The organism is Streptomyces sp. NPDC126503 (genome assembly GCF_040302405.1).
Classification (GTDB): Bacteria; Actinomycetota; Actinomycetes; order Streptomycetales; family Streptomycetaceae; genus Streptomyces; species Streptomyces gulbargensis.
On sequence record NZ_JBEORS010000029.1, the window covers coordinates 64,646 to 82,149 of the forward strand.

The window sequence follows — 17,504 nt, forward strand, 5'->3', positions numbered from 1 at the left end:
GTTCGCCGCCAGTTCAACCCCTCTGCACAACCTCACGGACACCACAAGTCCCATGGGGACAATGCTGGACATCGCTCCACGGGTGCGTGTACATGTGGAGACATCGAGCGGCGCAGAATCAGCAGAATCACCTGGGGGTTTGCGATGCTATGGCGTCAAACGCACCGGTCGGAAAGCCGACCGAGATGAGCACCCCACACGTGCCGAAAGTGGCCGGAATCGATTCAACGATTCCCGCTCCCCCGCACACTACGGCCCCCCTCCCCGGGGCGCCCCCCACGGCCGCGTCCACCGGCCGTGACCGTCCCTCGGATGCGGCCTCCCGGGCCGCCCCCGACCGGGCCGACGGGCCGACGGCCCCCGCCCCCGGCCTGCTGATCCAGGACCGCCTGGCCGCCTGGGTCTCCGACCTCACCACCCTCCACGAACTCACCGAGCGCCTCATCAGGACCGCCTCCCTCGACCGGGCCCTGCGCGAACTGCTCACCGCCGGCGCCGCCCTCGTCGGCGCCCGCCGGGGCATGGCCGTCCTCGAACCCGCCGACGGCCTCGGCCCCGCCACCACCATCGGCCTCGGCCTCGCCCACGCCGACCTCGGCACCATCGAGACCCTCCCGCGGCACGTCACCAGTTACGGACGCCTCCTCGAAGGACTCGAAGGACTCGAAGGACTCGAAGGACTCGAAGGAATCCAGGGGCGCGAAGGGCCGGGAGGAGCCGAGGGGGCCGGTGGGCGCCGTGGTCGCCACCGGCCCGTGCCCGACCCGATCGCCGTTCCCGACGTCCGTACGGAGTCGGGCCTCGACCCGCGCCACCGGGAGGTCGCCGCCCGGCTCGGTTACGCCGCCAGTTACGCCCTGCCGCTCGCCACCGAGGAGGCGGGCCGGCTCGGCGCCGCCGTCTGGCTCTACGACGAGCCCGCCGAACCCACCGAACGTCAGCGGCACCTCATCGGCCTCTACGCCCGCTTCGCCACCGAGCACCTCGCCCGCCTCCTCCAGGTCGAACGGGCCCGCGCCGACGTCACCACCGTCGCCGAGGAACTCCTCCCCAGCCGCCTCCCGCGCGTCCCCGGCGTCCGGCTCGCGGCCCGGCACCGCACCGGTCCCCGCGGGGGCGGCCACTGGTACGACGCGCTGCCGCTGCCCGAGGGCGCCCTCGGGCTCGCCGTGGGTTCCGTCACCGGCTCCGGGCCGAGCGCGCTCGCGGCCATGGGGCGCCTGCGCGCCTCCCTGAGGGCCTACGCGGTCATGGAGGGCGAGGACCCGGTGGCCGTCCTCTCCGACCTGGAGCTGCTGATGCGGGTCACCGAGCCCGCGCGTGCGGCGACCGCGCTGTTCGCCTACGCGGAACCGGCGCGGCGCCGGCTGGTCCTCGCCGGGGCCGGGCACGCCCCGCCGCTGATCATCGGGGACCACCGCACCGCGTTCGTGGAGACCTCGCTCTCCGCCCCGCTCGGGATGCTCTCCTGCTGGGAGGCGCCGAGCGTCGAGCTTTCTCCCGCGCCAGGAGAAACGGTGCTGCTGTACACCGACGGGCTTCTGCGCCGCACCGGCGACGCCATGGACCGGGCCTTCGCCCGGCTGCACGCGGCGGCCGCGGGCGTACCGAGGGCGGACCGGGCCGACCCGGACGCCGTCGTGGACCACATCCTGCGGACCCTGCTGCCGGACGGGCCGGACACGTACGCGGCGGGCTCCGGCGGGCCGGACGACGAGGACGTGGTGCTGCTCGCGGCCCGCTTCGACTGAGCCCACGGGACGGCCCCGCCCGCACGCGCCGCTCCCCTCCGCCCGCCGGTACGGCGCCCCTCCCGTAGCGCAGCGGACACGCGCGGTCGCTGCCCGTCGGGGGCCTTCCGGCCCTGGGGGACCCCTTCCGCACGACCGTACGATGGTGGGGGTTCAGTGTCGTACCAGGAGGAGGCAGACCCGTGGCCGAGGAGCTCACCCCGGAGACCCCGGAAGAGACCGAAGACCAGCCGATCAAGCAGCGCAAGAACGGCCTGTACCAGGGCGTCTCCGACGAGCTCGCCGAGAACATGAAGTCCGGCTGGGCCGACACCGAGCTGCGGGACCTCACCCCGATCCCCCAGGCCGAGCGGACCGCCGCCCGCCGGGCCGCGCTCTCCGCCCGCTTCCCCGGCGAGCGCCTGGTGATCCCCGCCGGCAAGCTCAAGACCCGGTCGAACGACACCGAGTACAGCTTCCGCGCCTCCACCGAGTACGCGTACCTCACCGGTGACCAGACGCAGGACGGCGTCCTCGTCCTGGAGCCGGTGAAGACGGGCCACCGGGCCACGATCTACCTGCTGCCCCGCTCCGACCGCGAGAACGGCGAGTTCTGGCTGGACGGCCAGGGCGAGCTGTGGGTCGGCCGCCGTCACTCCCTCACCGAGGCCGAGCAGCTCCTCGGCATCCCGGCCAAGGACGTGCGCGAGCTGCCCGAGCGCCTGAAGGAGGCCACCGGCCCGGTCCGCGTCGTCCGCGGCCACGACGCCGGCATCGAGGGCGCCCTCGTCGACAAGGTCACCGCCGAGCGCGACGAGGAACTGCGCGTCTTCCTCTCCGAGGCCCGTCTCGTCAAGGACGACTTCGAGATCGCCGAGCTGGAGAAGGCCTGCGCCGCCACCGCCCGCGGGTTCGAGGACGTCGTCAAGGTCCTCGACAAGGCCGAGGCCACCAGCGAGCGGTACATCGAGGGCACCTTCTTCCTGCGCGCCCGCGTCGAGGGCAACGACGTCGGCTACGGCACCATCGCCGCCGCCGGCCCGCACGCCTGCACCCTCCACTGGGTCCGCAACGACGGCGCGGTCCGCTCCGGCGACCTGCTGCTCCTCGACGCCGGTGTCGAGACCACCGAGCTGTACACCGCCGACGTGACGCGCACCCTGCCGATCAACGGCCGGTACACCGACATCCAGCGCAAGATCTACGACGCCGTGTACGAGGCCCAGGAGGCGGGCATCGCCGCGGTGAAGCCGGGCGCCGCCTACCGCGACTTCCACGACGCCGCCCAGCGCGTGCTGGCCGAGAAGCTGGTCGAGTGGGGTCTGGTGGAGGGTCCGGTCGACCGCGTCCTGGAGCTCGGTCTCCAGCGCCGCTGGACCCTGCACGGCACCGGTCACATGCTCGGCATGGACGTCCACGACTGCGCCGCCGCGCGCACCGAGGCGTACGTCGACACCACCCTGGAGCCGGGCATGTGCCTGACCGTGGAGCCGGGGCTCTACTTCCAGGCCGACGACCTGACCGTGCCGGAGGAGTACCGGGGCATCGGCGTCCGGATCGAGGACGACATCCTCGTCACGGAGGACGGCAACCGGAACCTGTCGGCCCAGCTGCCGCGCCGGTCCGACGAGGTCGAGGCGTGGATGGCCGCCCTGAAGGGCTGATCGTCGACACTCGCGCCGAAGCCCCCGCCGGTCCTCCGGCGGGGGCTTCGGCGTTCAGGCGAGGAGGAGGGACGGGCTGTCCTTCCATTTGAGGATCTTGTCGAAGCTGACCACGGCTCCGCCGAGGCCCGAGCGGTTGCCGAACTGCACGTGGTCCGCGAGTTCCTCGATCAGGCGCAGGCCCCGCCCGCTCTCGGCCTCGGCGACGGCGAGAGCACCGAGGGACGGGCCGCCCGGCACGGGTTCGTCGAGCACGGTTTTGACGAGGGCCGGTGCGGAGCCGCCCGATGCCGCGTCGGCAGATACGGAACCGGTGGACACGCAAGGGGCGGACTCCGGACCGACAGACACGGAATCACTCGCTCCGGAAAAGCCCGCCAGCGGCCGGCGGCCGACCCCCGGGAAACCCGGGCCCGAATCGGCGACCTCGATACGGCAGGTCTCGCCGTCCAGATAGGCCGTGACCCGGTACGCCTCCGAGGCCGCGCCCCGGCCCGCCCCCGTACCGCCGCCGCCGTGCTCGACCGCGTTGGCGCAGGCCTCGGTGAGCGCGACGGACAGTTCGTACGACACGTCGGGATCGACACCCGCCGTCTCCATCGTGCCCATCAGGAGCCTGCGGGCGAGCGGCACGCTCGCCGCCTCGCGCCGCAGATGGAGTGACCACCAGATGCTCATGCTCCAGCCTCCCGGCAGCGGCTCGACATACCGATACGTATTGCCCTGCGCACCGGTCCGTAAGCCCCCGGTGAGGGCAAGAGCGCTCGTTCGGCGGATGCACCGGCCCGGACGCCGGTGTATGACGGCGGGCCGCGCGGGAGCGGACCCGGCCGGTCACTCCGCCACCCCCAAGCACCGCAAGTCGAGCAAGTCCCCCAAGTACGACCTTACGGACCTGCCTCCTGCCGGTGACCTCCGTGGTGCGATGATGGGCCCGCCATGTCTGCCCCGCCGCTCGCTCCACGGCTGCTGAGGGCCGCGGTGTTCGCCGCGGTCTGCGTCGTGCTGTCCGGGCTCGGGCACGCGCTCGCCGCCTGCGCGGGCATCGCGCTGTGGTCCCTGCTCGCCGGTTTCCTCGGCGTCTTCGGGGTCGTCCTCCTCTTCACCGGCCGTGAGCGGTCCCTCGGCTTCGTCGTGGGCGCGCTCGCGGGCGGGCAGCTCGGCCTCCACGTCCTCTTCGGCGCCGGCCAGCGGCACCTCGCCCTGAGCGAGCAGGCCGACGACGCCCTCGTACGGCTGGCCGCCAAGCTGGTCTGCGGGGCGAGCGCGGCGACCCTCGGCCCCGCCGAGGCCGCCCGGATCGTGCGGGACGCCGGGCTGGACCCGGCGGCCGCCACCTCGGCCGCCGCCCACGCCCACCCGGGCGCCGCCGCCGTCACGACGGCCGGGCCCGCCGCCGAACTGCTGCCCAGCCTGCCCATGCTCCTCGGCCACCTGCTCGCCGCCCTGGCGACCGGCTGGCTCCTGCGCCGCGGCGACCGGGCGCTCGTGGGCCTGGTCCGGCTCTCCGAGCAGGGCGCCACGGAGCTCGCCGCCTGCGCGCCCGTCCGCGCGCTGCGGGCCGCGCTCCGCCTCGTACGGGCCCTGCTCGCCGGTCTGCCGGCCGCGCCCGGCACCGGACCGCGGCCCCGGCTCCGCACCGCCTCCGACACCTCGCCGCCACCGGTGGCCGAGGCCCTCCAGCACACGGTGATCCGCCGCGGCCCGCCGGACGCCGACTGCGTCCTCGCAGCCTGACGCGGTCCGCTCGTCCGGAGCGGGACCGCGCCCGTCCGCACGCCCGGCCGGGGCCCACCGGCCCGCGGCCCGCCCGGGACATCGTCCCGTGGCGCGACACGGCGTGCCGGTCACCCTTCCGCCCCTCCGAGCTGGAGTGTCCTTACGCCATGAACGTTTCCCGTGTCCTCGTCGCCGGTGGCACCGCCGCCGCCTCCGTCCTGCTGCTGTCCGGCACCGCCTTCGCGCACGTCGGTGTGCAGCCGCAGGGCGAGGCCGCCCAGGGCGGCTACGCGACCGTGAACATCAAGGTCCCCAACGAGCGCGACAACGCCTCCACCGTGAAGGTGGAGGTCAACTTCCCCCTCGACCACCCGCTCGCCTCGGTCATGCCGCAGCCCGTCCCGGGCTGGAAGGCGGAGGTGACCCGGACGAAGCTCGACAAGCCGCTGGAGCTGCACGGCAAGAAGATCAACGAGGCGGTCTCCAAGGTGACCTGGACCGCCGACGGTTCGAAGATCGGGCCCGGGCAGTTCCAGCAGTTCCCGCTCTCCCTCGGCCGGCTGCCGGAGAACACCGACCGGCTCGTCGTGAAGGCCATCCAGACGTACGACAACAAGGAGATCGTGCGCTGGATCGAGGAGCAGAAGGACGGCGCCGAGGAGCCGCAGTTCCCGGCCCCGGTCCTGAAGCTCGCCCCGGCCTCCGGCGACCACCACGGCGGCGCGGCCACCACCGCTCCCGCCCCCTCGGCCTCGGCGTCCGGCACGGACGCCGGCACCAAGGACAGCCACGCCGACGCGGCGGACGAGAAGACCGCCTCCTCCAGCGACACCACGGCCCGGGTCCTCGGCGTCATCGGCATCCTGGTCGGCGCCGCCGGTGTGGCCTTCGGTGTCCTCGCCGGACGCCGCCGCTCGGCCTGACGGCCGCCCCCTCATCCGCAGCACTCGGAAAGACACAGCATGTCCGTAGAGAAGACATCCCCCGCGACGTCCGGTGGTGAGCAGCGCGGTACGGCCCGCCCCGGGCGGCGTACCCCGCTGATCGTCGCGGCCGTCGCGATCGTCGCCGCCCTCGGCCTCACCGCCGCCGTCGGCCTCAACGGCGGGGACGACAAGCCCGCCCCCTCCGGTGCGGTCGCCCAGGTCTCCGGGGGCACCACCACCACGAAGGCGGCCACGGTCCTCGACCGCCCGTTCACCAAGCCCGACCTCGTCCTGACCGACACCAAGGGCGAGACGTACGACCTCCGCGAGCGCACCCAGGGCAAGCCGACGCTCATCTACTTCGGCTACACCCACTGCCCCGACGTGTGCCCGCTGACGATGAGCAACATCGCCGTCGCCAAGAAGAAGCTCCCCAAGGCGGACCAGGAGAAGCTCCAGGTCGTCTTCGTCACCACCGACCCGGAACGGGACACCGCCGCCGAGCTGGCCAAGTGGCTGCCCGCGGCCGGCGACCCCTCCTTCGTCGGGCTCACCGGTGACTTCTCCGCGATCCAGGCGGGTGCCCGCCAGATCGGTATCGGCATCGACCCGCCGAAGAAGGAGAAGGACGGCACGGTCGTCTCCATGCACGGCGCCCAGGTGATCGCGTTCTCCCCGAAGACCGACCAGGGCTACGTCCTGTACGGCGAGGGCACGACCGTCGAGGACTACGCCAAGGATCTGCCGAAGCTCATCAAGGGGGAGAACCCGTGACCCGCCGCACCACCGTCCTGTCCGTCGCCGCCACCGTCGCGCTCGCCGCCTCGGTGGCGCTGACCGGCTGCTCCTCCGGCGGGGACGAACCCCGGCTGCAGGTCAGCGGGGCGTTCATCCCGCAGCCGGTCTCGGACATGGCCGGCGGTTTCCTCACCATCACCAACAGCGGCGGCGCGGCGGACAAGCTCACCTCGGTCACCAGCCCGCTCTCGGACGACGTCACCATCCACGAGACCAAGAACCAGAAGATGGTGGAGGTGCCGTCCTTCGACATCCCCGCGAACGGGAAGCTCACGCTCGAACGCGGCGGCAACCACATCATGTTCATGGAGCTGAAGTCGAAGCCGAAGCAGGGCGACAAGGTCCGTGTCGAGCTCCACTTCGAGAAGTCCGACCCGATCGAGGTGGAGGTCCCCGTCGAGGCTCCCCACCACAACCCGCGGCAGCACTGAGCTCGTTGACGGAGTGACACAGAGATGACAACCACCGCCCCGCGCCTCGGTACCGCCCTGGTCCGGCTGCTGCTCGTCGCGGCCGCGCTCCTGGGCACGCTCCTCGCCGGCGCCGCCCCCGCCTCCGCGCACGCGGCGCTCACGGGGAGCGACCCGAAGGACGGGGCGGTGGTCGCCACCGCCCCCAAGGAGGTCAACCTCACCTTCTCCGAACAGGTCGCCATGAGCGCCGACTCGATCCGGGTCCTCGACCCGGCGGGCCGGCGCGTCGACACCGGCGAGATCATCGACCTGTGCAGCGGTGCCGTCGTCCGGTACGGGGTGGCGCTGCGCGCCGGGCTCCCGGACGGCACGTACACCGTCGCCTGGCAGACGGTCTCCGCCGACAGCCACCCCATCGCCGGGGCCTTCACGTTCTCGGTCGGGGCGCCCTCGGCGACCTCGGTCGCGCTGCCCGAGCGGAGCCCGGGCGGCGGGCTCGTCGGTGTGCTGTACGGGATCGCGCGCTATCTCTCGTACGCCGGCTTCGCCGTCCTCGTCGGCGGCGGCGCCTTCGTGCTGGTCTGCTGGCCGCGCGGCGCGGGTGTCCGGCCGGTGCAGCGGGCCGTCGTACGGGGGTGGCTGACCCTGACCGGCGCCACCCTGGCCATGCTGCTGCTGCGCAACCCGTACACCGGTTCCGGCGCCCTCGCCGACGCCTTCGACCTGGCCGGGCTGAAGGCGGTCCTGGAGACCAAGACCGGCGCCGCCCTGACCTCGCGGCTGCTGCTGCTCGGCGCGGCCGCCCTGTTCGTCGCCGTCCTCTTCGGCGCCTATGCCCGGCGGACGGACCCGAAGGAGCGCAAGGACCTGGCCTTCGGGCTCGGTCTGGGCGGGACGGTCGTCGCGGCCGGCATCGCGGGGACGTGGGCGCTGGCCGAGCACGCCTCGACCGGATTGCAGCCCGGGATCGCCATGCCGGTCGACATCCTGCACCTCCTGGCGGTCGCCGCCTGGCTCGGCGGTCTCACGGTCCTGCTGGTGGCGCTCCACCGGGCGCCGTCGGTGGAACGCGCGGCCGTCGAGCGGTTCTCGAAGGTCGCCTTCGGTTCGGTGGCCGTCCTGGTGGCCACCGGCGTCTACCAGTCCTGGCGCCAGGTCGGCTCCTGGTCCGCGCTCACCGGCACCCGGTACGGGCAGCTGCTGCTGGTCAAGATCGGGCTGATGGCCGTGCTCGTGGGCATCGCCTGGATCTCCCGCCGCTGGACGCGCCGCCTCGCGGACGCGGCCCCGGGGGCGACGGACGAGGACCGGGCCGAGGGGGACCTGGACGCCGGGGACCTGGACGCCGATGATCCGGGCCGGGAACCCGGCGCCGACGAGGCCTCCCCGGAGACCGGCGGCGGGGCGGAACCCGACCCCGAGCGGGCCGCGCAGCTCGCCCGGCAGCGGGCCGCCGTCGCCACCGCCCGCCGCAAGCGGGAGCGCGACGCGGACCCGGAGCGGAGCGGGCTGCGCCGCTCGGTGCTCACCGAGGCCGCCGTCGCCGTCGTGCTGCTCGCCGTCACGACCGTCCTCACCTCCACCGAGCCGGGCCGCACCGAGGAGGAGGCGGGCCGCGCCACCACCACCGGAACGGCCGCCGTGCCCGACCGCCCGGTCGACATCCGACTGCCCTTCGACACCGGGGGCACCGAGGGCCAGGGCGTGGTCCGGCTGAGCCTGGACCCCGGCCGCACCGGCGCCAACGCGCTCCACCTCTACGTCGAGCGCCCCAACGGCAAGCCGCTCGACGTCCCCGAGATCAGGGTCGCCCTCACCCTGGAGGAGAAGGGCGTCGGGCCGCTGCCCGTCGCCCCCGACCGCATCCAGACCGGACACTGGAGCGCGAGCGGCGTCCAGATCCCGATGCCCGGCGACTGGCGGATCCAGGTGACCGTCCGTACCTCCGAGATCGACCAGACCACCATCGAGAAGAACGTGAAGATCGGCTGACCCGTGACCGAGCGCGACAACGACATCCTTGAGATCTCCCGTCGGCGGCTGCTCGGCACCGTCGGCGCGGCGGGCGCCGCGGGACTCGTCATCGGCGCGGCCGGCGGAGCAGGCGTCTCCGCCGCCGTGTCCGACGGCGGTTCCGGGGGTGCGAGCGGTCCCGGCGGCACTCCCGCGCTGTCCACGGTCGGTGCGACCGAGGTGATGTTTCACGGGAAACATCAGGCGGGCATCACCACCCCCTCCCAGTCCCGCGGCCACCTGGTCGCCTTCGACCTCGCCCCCGGCGCGGGCCGCAAGGAGGCCGCCGCCCTGCTGCGCCGCTGGTCGGCGACGGCGAAGGCGCTGATGGCGGGCGCGGCACCGGCCGGTGACACGGGTGTCGCGCTCGACGCGGGCCCCTCCTCCCTCACGGTCACCTTCGGCTTCGGCCGGACCTTCTTCGACCGGACGGGGCTCACGGCCCGGCGTCCGGCCGAACTGGACCCGCTGCCCGCCTTCTCCTCCGACGCGCTCGACCCGCGCCGTTCGGAGGGCGACCTGTGGGTGCAGATCGGCGCCGACGACGCCCTCGTCGCCTTCCACGCCCTGCGCGCCGTCCAGAAGGACGCGGGTGACGCGGCCCGGGTGCGCTGGCAGATGAACGGCTTCAACCGCTCGGCCGGCGCCACCGCGAAGCCGATGACCGCCCGCAACCTGATGGGGCAGATCGACGGCACCGGCAATCCGAAGCCGGACGAGCCCGACTTCGACCGCCGGATCTTCGTCCCCGTCGGCGCGCCCGGGGGTCAGGAGTGGATGGCCGGCGGCTCGTACGCGGTGGTGCGCCGCATCCGCATGCTCCTCGACGACTGGGAGAAGCTCTCCCTGGAGAAGCAGGAGAAGGTCATCGGGCGCCGGAAGTCCGACGGGGCCCCGCTGAGCGGCGGCACCGAGACCACCGAACTCGACCTGAACAAGCTCGGCCCGGACGGCAGGCCGGTGATCCCCGACAACGCGCACGCCCGGATCTCCGCCCCCGAACAGAACGGCGGGGCGGCGATGCTGCGCCGGCCGTTCTCCTTCCACGACGGGATCGCCCCGGACGGCACCCCGGACGCCGGGCTCCTTTTCGTCTGCTGGCAGGCGGACCCGCTGCGCGGCTTCGTGCCCGTGCAGCGGAAGCTCGACCGGGGCGACGCGCTCTCGCCGTTCATCCGGCACGAGTCGAGCGGCCTCTACGCGGTGCCCGGCGGGGCTGCCGAGGGTGAGTACGTGGGCCAGCGGCTGCTGGAGGGGTGAGGGGGGCACGGGGCCCATTAGGGTGACGGTATGTCCGCCACCCGGTATACGTATCTCGGTCCCGAAGGCACCTTCACGGAGGCAGCGTTGAGGACGCTGCCCGAGGCAGCGACGCGGGAGCTGGTCCCGATGGTCTCGGTGCCGGCCGCCCTCGACGCCGTGCGGAACGGGGAGGCCGCCGCCGCGCTCGTACCGATCGAGAACTCGGTCGAGGGCGGGGTGACCGCGACGCTGGACGAGCTGTCCTCGGGCAAGCCGCTGATGATCTACCGCGAGGTGCTGCTGCCGATCGCCTTCGCGCTCCTCGTGCGTCCCGGGACCGCGCTGTCGGACATCAAGACGGTCACGGGGCACCCGGTGGCGCAGCCGCAGGTACGGAACTGGCTGCGGGCGCACCTGCCCGAGGCCACCTGGGAGTCGGCCGCCTCCAACGCGGACGGGGCCCGGCTGGTCCAGGAGGGCCGGTTCGACGCGGCCTTCGCGGGAGAGTTCGCGGCGGCGACGTACGGGCTGGAGGCGCTGGTCACCGAGATCCACGACGCGGAGAACGCCGAGACCCGTTTCGTGCTCGTGGGCCGCCCGGCGCGGCCGGCGGCGCCGACGGGTGCCGACAAGACCTCGCTGGTGCTGTGGCTCGGTGACGATCATCCGGGTGCCCTTCTCGAACTGCTCCAGGAATTCGCGGTGCGGGGGGTGAACCTGATGCTGATCCAGTCCCGGCCCACCGGCGCGGGCATCGGGAACTACTGCTTCGCCGTGGACGCCGAGGGTCATGTGGCGGACCGGCGGATGGGTGAGGCACTGATGGGCCTGAAGCGGATCTGCCCCAAGGTGCGGTTTCTCGGCTCGTACCCCAGGGCGGGTGTCGCGCCGGAGGACGTGCGGCCGCTCCGGCGGGGGACGTCGGACCAGGAGTTCATGGCGGCCTCCGATTGGCTCGCGCGGGCCCAGGACGGCCGGGCCTGACCCGGCTCTCGGGTCTCTCCCGAGGATGACCGGCCGTCCCGTTCTGCGGAGGCGTTCGTCCACAGGCACGGACCACTAGTCCTACCTGCATATTTTTCGGTTACCCACAGAGGTTTTCCACAGGCGCTCGGCCAACCTGGGGACAAGTCGACAACACGCACCGACAAGGTCGACAAATCGCCCCGGTCGCCCTAGCGGACCGGCCCCTCGTCCACAGCGAGCCGCAGCGCCCGGGGCGGCACGATTCCCGGAATCACCCCTTTGGAACGAGCAATTCCCACCCGAATGAGTACCAAAATGATGTTTGATCACGGAAATGCCCGGGCCGGAACGGAGAATCCCCGCGATCTTCCTCCCGATCCACAGAACTTCCGCACACCCTGTGGATAACTAATGCCGCTCGCCGCCTTCACGGCCCCGGAGCGGTGGCCCGCGTGCGGCCTCCGGAATTCCCAAGCGGTTCAATCCGGGCAAAACAACACGCGCGACCTTATCCGGTGGGGGCGGGTGAGAACGCCCCGGTAGCCTGGTGGGGTGATTGACCTTCGCCTGCTCCGTGAGGACCCCGACCGTGTTCGCGCCTCCCAGCGCGCCCGTGGAGAGGACGTCGCGCTCGTCGACGCCCTGCTCTCCGCCGATGAGCGGCGCAGGTCGTCCGGCGTCCGCTTCGACGAGCTCCGATCCGAGCAGAAGGCGCTCGGCAAGCTGATCCCCAAGGCCACCCCCGAGGAACGCGCCGCGCTCCTCCAGAAGGCCGAGCAGCTCAAGACCGACGTCAAGGCCGCCGAGGCCGAGCAGAACGAGGCCGACGAGACCGCCAAGCGCCTCCTCCTCCAGCTCGGCAACATCGTCCACCCCGACGTGCCCGTGGGCGGCGAGGAGGACTTCGTCGTCCTGGAGACGCACGGCACCATCCGCGACTTCGCGGCCGAGGGCTTCGAGCCCAAGGACCACCTGGAACTCGGCGAGGCGCTCGGCGCCATCGACGTCGAGCGGGGCGCCAAGGTCTCCGGCTCGCGCTTCTACTACCTGACGGGCGTCGGCGCGCTCCTGGAGCTCGCCCTCGTCAACGCGGCCATCGCCCAGGCCACCGAGGCCGGCTTCATCCCGATGCTGACCCCCGCGCTGGTCCGCCCGCGGGCCATGGAGGGCACCGGCTTCCTCGGCCAGGCCGCGGAGAACGTGTACCACCTGGAGAAGGACGACTACTACCTCGTCGGTACGTCCGAGGTGCCGCTCGCCGCGTACCACATGGACGAGATCATCGACGCCGACAAGCTGCCGCTGCGCTACGCGGGCTTCTCGCCCTGCTTCCGTCGCGAGGCGGGCACGTACGGCAAGGACACCCGGGGCATCTTCCGCGTCCACCAGTTCGACAAGGTCGAGATGTTCTCCTACGTCGCGCCCGAGGACGCGGAGAGCGAGCACAAGCGGCTCCTGGAGTGGGAGAAGCAGTGGCTCACCTCCCTGGAGCTGCCCTTCCAGGTCATCGACGTCGCCACCGGCGACCTCGGCGCCTCCGCCTCCCGCAAGTACGACTGCGAGGCCTGGATCCCGACCCAGGGCAAGTACCGCGAGCTGACCTCGGCCTCCAACTGCGACGGCTTCCAGGCCCGCCGCCTCTCCGTCCGCATGCGCGACGAGCAGGGCGGCAAGAAGACGGTGCAGCCGCTGGCCACCCTGAACGGCACCCTGTGCGCCGTCCCGCGCACGATCGTCGCGATCCTGGAGAACCACCAGCTCGCCGACGGTTCGGTGCGGGTCCCCGAGGTGCTGCGCCCCTACCTCGGCGGACGTGAGGTCCTGGAGCCGATCTCCCGGTGAGCCCCTTCCCCTACCGCCTGGTCGCGACGGACCTCGACGGCACGCTGCTGCGGGCCGACGAGTCCGTCTCGGACCGTACGCGGAACGCGCTCGCCGCCGCCACGGCGGCGGGCGCCGCGCACATCGTCGTCACCGGCCGTGCCGTGCCCTGGACCCGGCACATCCTCGACGACCTCGGCTACGACGGGCTCGCGGTGTGCGGCCAGGGCGCGCAGGTCTACCACGCCGGTGAGCACCGGCTGCTGACCTCGCTCACCCTGGACCGGCAGCTCGCCGGACTGGCGCTGTCGAAGATCGAGGCGGAGGTCGGGCCGCTCGCCCTGGCCGCGAGCCGGGACGGCCTGGAGGGCGAGGTCCTGATGGGCCCGGGCTACCGGGTGCACGAGGGGCCGCTGCCGTACGTGCCGTACGAGGACCCGGCGGAGGTGTGGGCGGCGCCGCTGACCAAGCTGTACATCCAGCACCCCACGCTCACGGACGACGAACTGACCCGGGCCGCGCGCCAGACGGCCGGCGGGCTCGTGGACGTCGTCATGGCCGGGCCGGGGATCGTGGAGATCCTGCCGCTCGGCCTCAGCAAGGCGACGGGCCTCTCGCTGGCCGCGCGCCGGCTCGGCGTGAAGGCCGCGGAGACCATCGCCTTCGGCGACATGCCCAACGACATACCGATGTTCGGCTGGGCGGCGCACGGCGTGGCCATGGGCAACGCGCACGCGGAACTGCGGGCCGTGGCGGACGAGGTGACCGCCACCAACGAGGAGGACGGCATCGCGCTCGTCCTGGAGCGCCTGCTGGCCGCCTGATCCTGTCCGTACCGTGCCGAAGGCCCGCTCCCGGGAGGGAGCGGGCCTTCGTGGGTCGCGGCCCGCGCGGACCGTGGTCCGCGCGCTCGAAGCGGCCGGCCCCGGGGAATCCCCCGTGTCCCCCGCCCAACCAGTGTGCGCCGGGCGCCCGTTCGGACGCGAACGCTTTTCCTCGTGGGGAGGGGTCGGGGGCCGGCCGCCGTGGCGCGTCAGAAGTTGATCATGTGCCCGGCGATGCCGTGGATCGCTTCCTTGACGGCCTCGCCCAGGGTCGGGTGCGCGTGAACGTTGCGCGCGACCTCGTGGACGGTCAGGTCCCACTGCTGAGCCAGGGTCAGCTCGGGCAGCAGCTCGGTGACGTCGGGGCCGATCAGGTGGGCGCCGACGATCTCGCCGTACTTCGCGTCGGCCACGATCTTGACGAAGCCGGTCGAGTCGCCGAGGCCGTGCGCCTTGCCGTTCGCCATGAAGGGGAACTTGGCGACCTTGACGTCGTAGCCCTTCTCACGGGCCTGCGCCTCGGTGTAGCCGAAGCTCGCGATCTGCGGCTGGCAGTAGGTGGCGCGCGGGATCATCGCGTAGTCGAGCTCCATGGTCTCGGCGTCCGCGATCGTCTCGGCGGCGATGACGCCCATGGCCTCGGCGGTGTGCGCGAGCATCAGCTTCGCGGTGACGTCACCGATGGCGTAGATGTGCGGCACCGAGGTGCGGCAGCGGCCGTCGACGTCGATCGCGCCGCGCTCGGTGAGGGCGACACCGGTGCTCTCCAGGCCGTAGCCGGAGACGTTCGGGGCGAAGCCGATGGCCTGGAGGACCTTGTCGGCCTCCAGCACCTTCTGCGCGCCGTCCTTGCCGGTGACGGTGACGCGGACCTGCGGGCCGGACTCGTCGATCGCCTCGACGCGGGTGGAGGTGAGGACGTCGATGCCGAGCTTGCGGTACTGCTTCGCGAGCTCCTTCGAGACCTCCTCGTCCTCCAGCGGGGCCATCCGGTCGAGGAACTCGACGATGGTGACCTTGGTGCCGTAGTTGTTCAGGACGTACGCGAACTCGATGCCGATCGCGCCGGCACCGGCGATGACGATCGACTTCGGGGCGTCCTCGGCGAGGATCTGCTGCTCGTAGGAGACGACCCGGTCGCTCAGGGAGGTGCCGGGCAGCAGCCGCGGGCTGGCGCCGGTGGCGATGATGCAGTTCTCGAAGGTGATCGTCTGCGTGGTGCCGTCCGACTTCGCCACCTGGAGGGTGTTCGCGTCGAGGAAGGTGCCCCGGCCGTCGAACTCGGTGATCCCGTTCTTCTTCATCAGGAAGTGGACGCCCTTGACGCGGCCGTCCGCGACCGTGCGGCTGCGGCGGAACGCCTCGCCGTAGTCGAAGGAGACGGTGCCGTCGACCTTGATGCCGAAGGTCTTGGCCTCGTGGTGGAAGATGTGGGCGAGTTCGGCGTTGCGCAGCAGCGCCTTGGTGGGGATGCAGCCGACGTTCAGGCAGACACCGCCCCAGTACTTCTCCTCGACGACCGCGACCCGCTTGCCCAGCTGGGCGGCGCGGATGGCGGCGACGTAGCCGCCGGGGCCAGCTCCGAGTACGACGACGTCGAAGCGGTCTGACATGACTGACTCCCGAAGGTGGTGAGGGTGTTCGGTCCGCGTACGGCCCCACAGTAGTCCCGGGACCCCCGCGTGGTCAGTTGTAGGATGACTGGGCAACCGGGCATTTGAAGGGGAAAGCGGCATGGCACTCAGAGCGGCGGGGCGGACCTCGCTGGTGGACTCCGTCGTGGAACAGCTCCGTTCCCAGCTCGCCGACGGGGAGTGGGCGGTCGGCGACCGCATCCCCACCGAGCACGAGCTCGCCCAGCAGCTCGGCGTCGGCCGCAACACCGTCCGCGAGGCCGTGCGCGTCCTCGTCCACGCCGGTCTTCTGGAGTCCCGCCAGGGCAACGGCACCTTCGTCAGGTCGGCGGCCGACCCGGCGGCCGTCCTGAACGGCGTCCGGCACGCCGGCGCCCGCGACGTCCTCGAACTCCGGGTCGCCCTGGAGGCCGAGGCCGCGCGCCTGGCCGCGGTACGGCGCGACACCCACGACCTGCTGCGGCTGCGGGCGGCGCTGGCCACCCTTCGGGAGGAGGGCGACCGGGACGCCGACGCGGACCTCGCCTTCCACATGGCGGTGGTGGGCGCGACGCACAACGCCGCTTTCATCGAGGTGTACCGATTCTTCTCCACCCAGGTTCACGAAGTCCTGGTGGCCGCCCTCGGTGACCGGGCGATGCCCCCGGTGGACATCGACGCCCACGAGGCCCTCGTGGCGGCCGTCGAGGCGGCCGACCCGGAGGAGGCCGAGCGCTGCGCCCGGGAACTGCTGCGGGCCCCGATCGAGACGGTCGAGGCACTGACGGCCGAGGCCGGGATGACCACCACCGCTCCGGAGCCGACCCGATGAGCCCGCGTACGGACCTCCCGGGAGCGCGGGCCACCGACGCCCCCGGCATACCCGGGGGCGCGCCGCCGCTCGTCGACGCCGAGGCCGGGGTCCGGCCCGCGCCCGGGGGCGCGGCCGCGCGCCGCGCCCTGCTCGCGCACCCGGCGGTACTGCTCGTCGGTATCGTCCTCGCCTCCCTCAACATGCGGGCCGCGCTCGCCGGGGTGGCCCCGCTGGTCGGCGAGATCGCGGACGACTTCGGGCTGTCCTCCACGGCCAGTTCGCTGGTGACCTCGGTGCCCGTCCTCTTCCTGGGGCTCGGCGCCCTCGCGGCCCCCTGGCTCGGCCGGCGCTTCGGCGCCGAACGCGTCCTGTTCGCGGCGCTGCTGCTGCTCGGAACCGGCATCCTCGCGCGGGTGCTGCCGTCCGTGTACGCCCTCTACGCCGGCGGCGTCCTCGTCGGCACCGCCATCGCCCTGCTCAACGTGCTGATGCCGGGCCTGATCAAGCGGGACTTCCCCGACCGGGCCGCGTCCATGACCTCCGTCTACACGGGCGCGATGATCGCCGGCGCCACGGTGGCGGCCGCCGCGGCCGTCCCCCTGGAGGAGGCGCTCAGCGGCGGCTGGCGCGGCTCGCTCGGCTTCTGGTCGCTGCTCGCGGCCGTCGCCGCACTGGCCTGGCTGCCGCAGGTGGTGATCGCCCGGGGCCGTACGGGCCACCAGGGACGGGCCGTCCCGGCCGCCTCCGGCCGTCCGGCGGGCCTCCGGCGCTCCGCCCTCGCCTGGCAGGTGACCCTCTTCATGGGTCTCCAGTCGCTGTGGACGTACGTCCTGGTCGCCTGGATGCCGACCATCTTCACCGACCACGGCATGAGCCGCTCCACCGCCGGTGTCATCTTCGCCTTCAACAACCTGACCCAGGTCGCGGGCGCCTTCGCCGTCCCGCTCCTCGCCGGCCGGAC

Annotated in this window: 15 protein-coding genes; 13 read left to right on the plus strand and 2 right to left on the minus strand. The window is 72.7% G+C overall.

From position 1 onward, the window contains the following. Window positions 1–149 precede the first annotated feature (149 nt). Entirely contained in the window at window positions 150–1,751 is a 1,602-nt protein-coding gene (locus ABTY40_RS27695; protein ID WP_352061989.1) for a PP2C family protein-serine/threonine phosphatase, read from the plus strand. A gap of 182 nt (window positions 1,752–1,933) precedes the next feature. Further along, on the plus strand, window positions 1,934–3,394 hold the full coding sequence (locus tag ABTY40_RS27700; protein ID WP_352061990.1) for an aminopeptidase P family protein: 1,461 nt from the start codon (window positions 1,934–1,936) through the stop codon (window positions 3,392–3,394). A 54-nt stretch (window positions 3,395–3,448) separates the two neighbouring features. Here the strand turns inward: ABTY40_RS27700 and ABTY40_RS27705 are convergent, their stop codons facing one another. Next, window positions 3,449–4,072, minus strand: coding sequence for an ATP-binding protein (locus ABTY40_RS27705; RefSeq protein ID WP_352061991.1), 624 nt, complete (start codon window positions 4,070–4,072; stop codon window positions 3,449–3,451). A 261-nt stretch (window positions 4,073–4,333) separates the two neighbouring features. Here ABTY40_RS27705 and ABTY40_RS27710 point away from each other — a divergent pair, with 261 nt between their 5' ends. The 9 genes from ABTY40_RS27710 (at window position 4,334) to ABTY40_RS27750 (ending at window position 14,116) form a co-directional block, all read left to right on the plus strand. Continuing rightward, complete coding sequence (locus ABTY40_RS27710; protein ID WP_352061992.1) at window positions 4,334–5,131, plus strand: hypothetical protein; 798 nt, start codon at window positions 4,334–4,336, stop codon at window positions 5,129–5,131. 149 nt (window positions 5,132–5,280) lie between these two features. Beyond that, complete coding sequence (locus ABTY40_RS27715) at window positions 5,281–6,036, plus strand: YcnI family copper-binding membrane protein (protein WP_352061993.1); 756 nt, start codon at window positions 5,281–5,283, stop codon at window positions 6,034–6,036. Window positions 6,037–6,075: 39 nt separating this feature from the next. Further along, window positions 6,076–6,813, plus strand: a complete 738-nt coding sequence (locus ABTY40_RS27720) for an SCO family protein (protein ID WP_352061994.1) — start codon at window positions 6,076–6,078, stop codon at window positions 6,811–6,813. Beyond that, complete coding sequence (locus tag ABTY40_RS27725) at window positions 6,810–7,268, plus strand: copper chaperone PCu(A)C (RefSeq protein ID WP_352061995.1); 459 nt, start codon at window positions 6,810–6,812, stop codon at window positions 7,266–7,268. The genes ABTY40_RS27720 and ABTY40_RS27725 overlap by 4 nt, the downstream gene beginning before the upstream one ends. Before the next feature lie 24 nt (window positions 7,269–7,292). Further along, entirely contained in the window at window positions 7,293–9,242 is a 1,950-nt protein-coding gene (locus tag ABTY40_RS27730; RefSeq protein ID WP_352061996.1) for a copper resistance CopC/CopD family protein, read from the plus strand. A 3-nt stretch (window positions 9,243–9,245) separates the two neighbouring features. Then, the gene (gene efeB, locus ABTY40_RS27735) at window positions 9,246–10,523 is read left to right on the plus strand and encodes an iron uptake transporter deferrochelatase/peroxidase subunit (protein ID WP_352061997.1); all 1,278 of its coding nucleotides are present in this window, start codon (window positions 9,246–9,248) and stop codon (window positions 10,521–10,523) included. 30 nt (window positions 10,524–10,553) lie between these two features. After that, a complete protein-coding gene (gene pheA / locus ABTY40_RS27740) occupies window positions 10,554–11,489 on the plus strand; it encodes a prephenate dehydratase (protein ID WP_352061998.1) in 936 nt (311 codons plus the stop codon). A gap of 534 nt (window positions 11,490–12,023) precedes the next feature. After that, the gene (gene serS / locus ABTY40_RS27745) at window positions 12,024–13,313 is read left to right on the plus strand and encodes a serine--tRNA ligase (protein WP_352061999.1); all 1,290 of its coding nucleotides are present in this window, start codon (window positions 12,024–12,026) and stop codon (window positions 13,311–13,313) included. Beyond that, entirely contained in the window at window positions 13,310–14,116 is an 807-nt protein-coding gene (locus ABTY40_RS27750; protein ID WP_352062000.1) for an HAD family hydrolase, read from the plus strand. The genes serS and ABTY40_RS27750 overlap by 4 nt, the downstream gene beginning before the upstream one ends. A 209-nt stretch (window positions 14,117–14,325) precedes the next feature. Here ABTY40_RS27750 and lpdA read toward each other — a convergent pair whose 3' ends face one another. Then, window positions 14,326–15,729: a dihydrolipoyl dehydrogenase gene (gene lpdA / locus ABTY40_RS27755; RefSeq protein WP_345280510.1), complete on the minus strand. Its 1,404-nt coding sequence runs from the start codon at window positions 15,727–15,729 to the stop codon at window positions 14,326–14,328. 121 nt (window positions 15,730–15,850) lie between these two features. On the opposite strand from lpdA, the gene ABTY40_RS27760 reads away from it, so the two are divergent. Both ABTY40_RS27760 and ABTY40_RS27765 read left to right on the plus strand, forming a co-directional pair. Beyond that, entirely contained in the window at window positions 15,851–16,561 is a 711-nt protein-coding gene (locus tag ABTY40_RS27760) for a FadR/GntR family transcriptional regulator (RefSeq protein ID WP_352062001.1), read from the plus strand. Continuing rightward, on the plus strand, window positions 16,558–17,504 hold a 947-nt coding region (locus tag ABTY40_RS27765), incomplete at its 3' end, for an MFS transporter (RefSeq protein ID WP_352062002.1). The genes ABTY40_RS27760 and ABTY40_RS27765, both read left to right, overlap by 4 nt.

What these genes read in the sequence shown, in the direction of transcription:
- ABTY40_RS27760 (WP_352062001.1), top strand. Translation starts at nt 15,851, where the DNA reads ATGGCACTCAGAGCGGCGGGGCGGACCTCGCTGGTGGACTCCGTCGTG.
- ABTY40_RS27730 (WP_352061996.1), top strand. Translation starts at nt 7,293, where the DNA reads ATGACAACCACCGCCCCGCGCCTCGGTACCGCCCTGGTCCGGCTGCTG.
- ABTY40_RS27720 (WP_352061994.1), top strand. Translation starts at nt 6,076, where the DNA reads ATGTCCGTAGAGAAGACATCCCCCGCGACGTCCGGTGGTGAGCAGCGC.
- pheA (WP_352061998.1), top strand. Translation starts at nt 10,554, where the DNA reads ATGTCCGCCACCCGGTATACGTATCTCGGTCCCGAAGGCACCTTCACG.
- ABTY40_RS27715 (WP_352061993.1), top strand. Translation starts at nt 5,281, where the DNA reads ATGAACGTTTCCCGTGTCCTCGTCGCCGGTGGCACCGCCGCCGCCTCC.
- ABTY40_RS27710 (WP_352061992.1), top strand. Translation starts at nt 4,334, where the DNA reads ATGTCTGCCCCGCCGCTCGCTCCACGGCTGCTGAGGGCCGCGGTGTTC.
- ABTY40_RS27695 (WP_352061989.1), top strand. Translation starts at nt 150, where the DNA reads ATGGCGTCAAACGCACCGGTCGGAAAGCCGACCGAGATGAGCACCCCA.
- lpdA (WP_345280510.1), bottom strand. Translation starts at nt 15,729, where the DNA reads ATGTCAGACCGCTTCGACGTCGTCGTACTCGGAGCTGGCCCCGGCGGC.
- ABTY40_RS27705 (WP_352061991.1), bottom strand. Translation starts at nt 4,072, where the DNA reads ATGAGCATCTGGTGGTCACTCCATCTGCGGCGCGAGGCGGCGAGCGTG.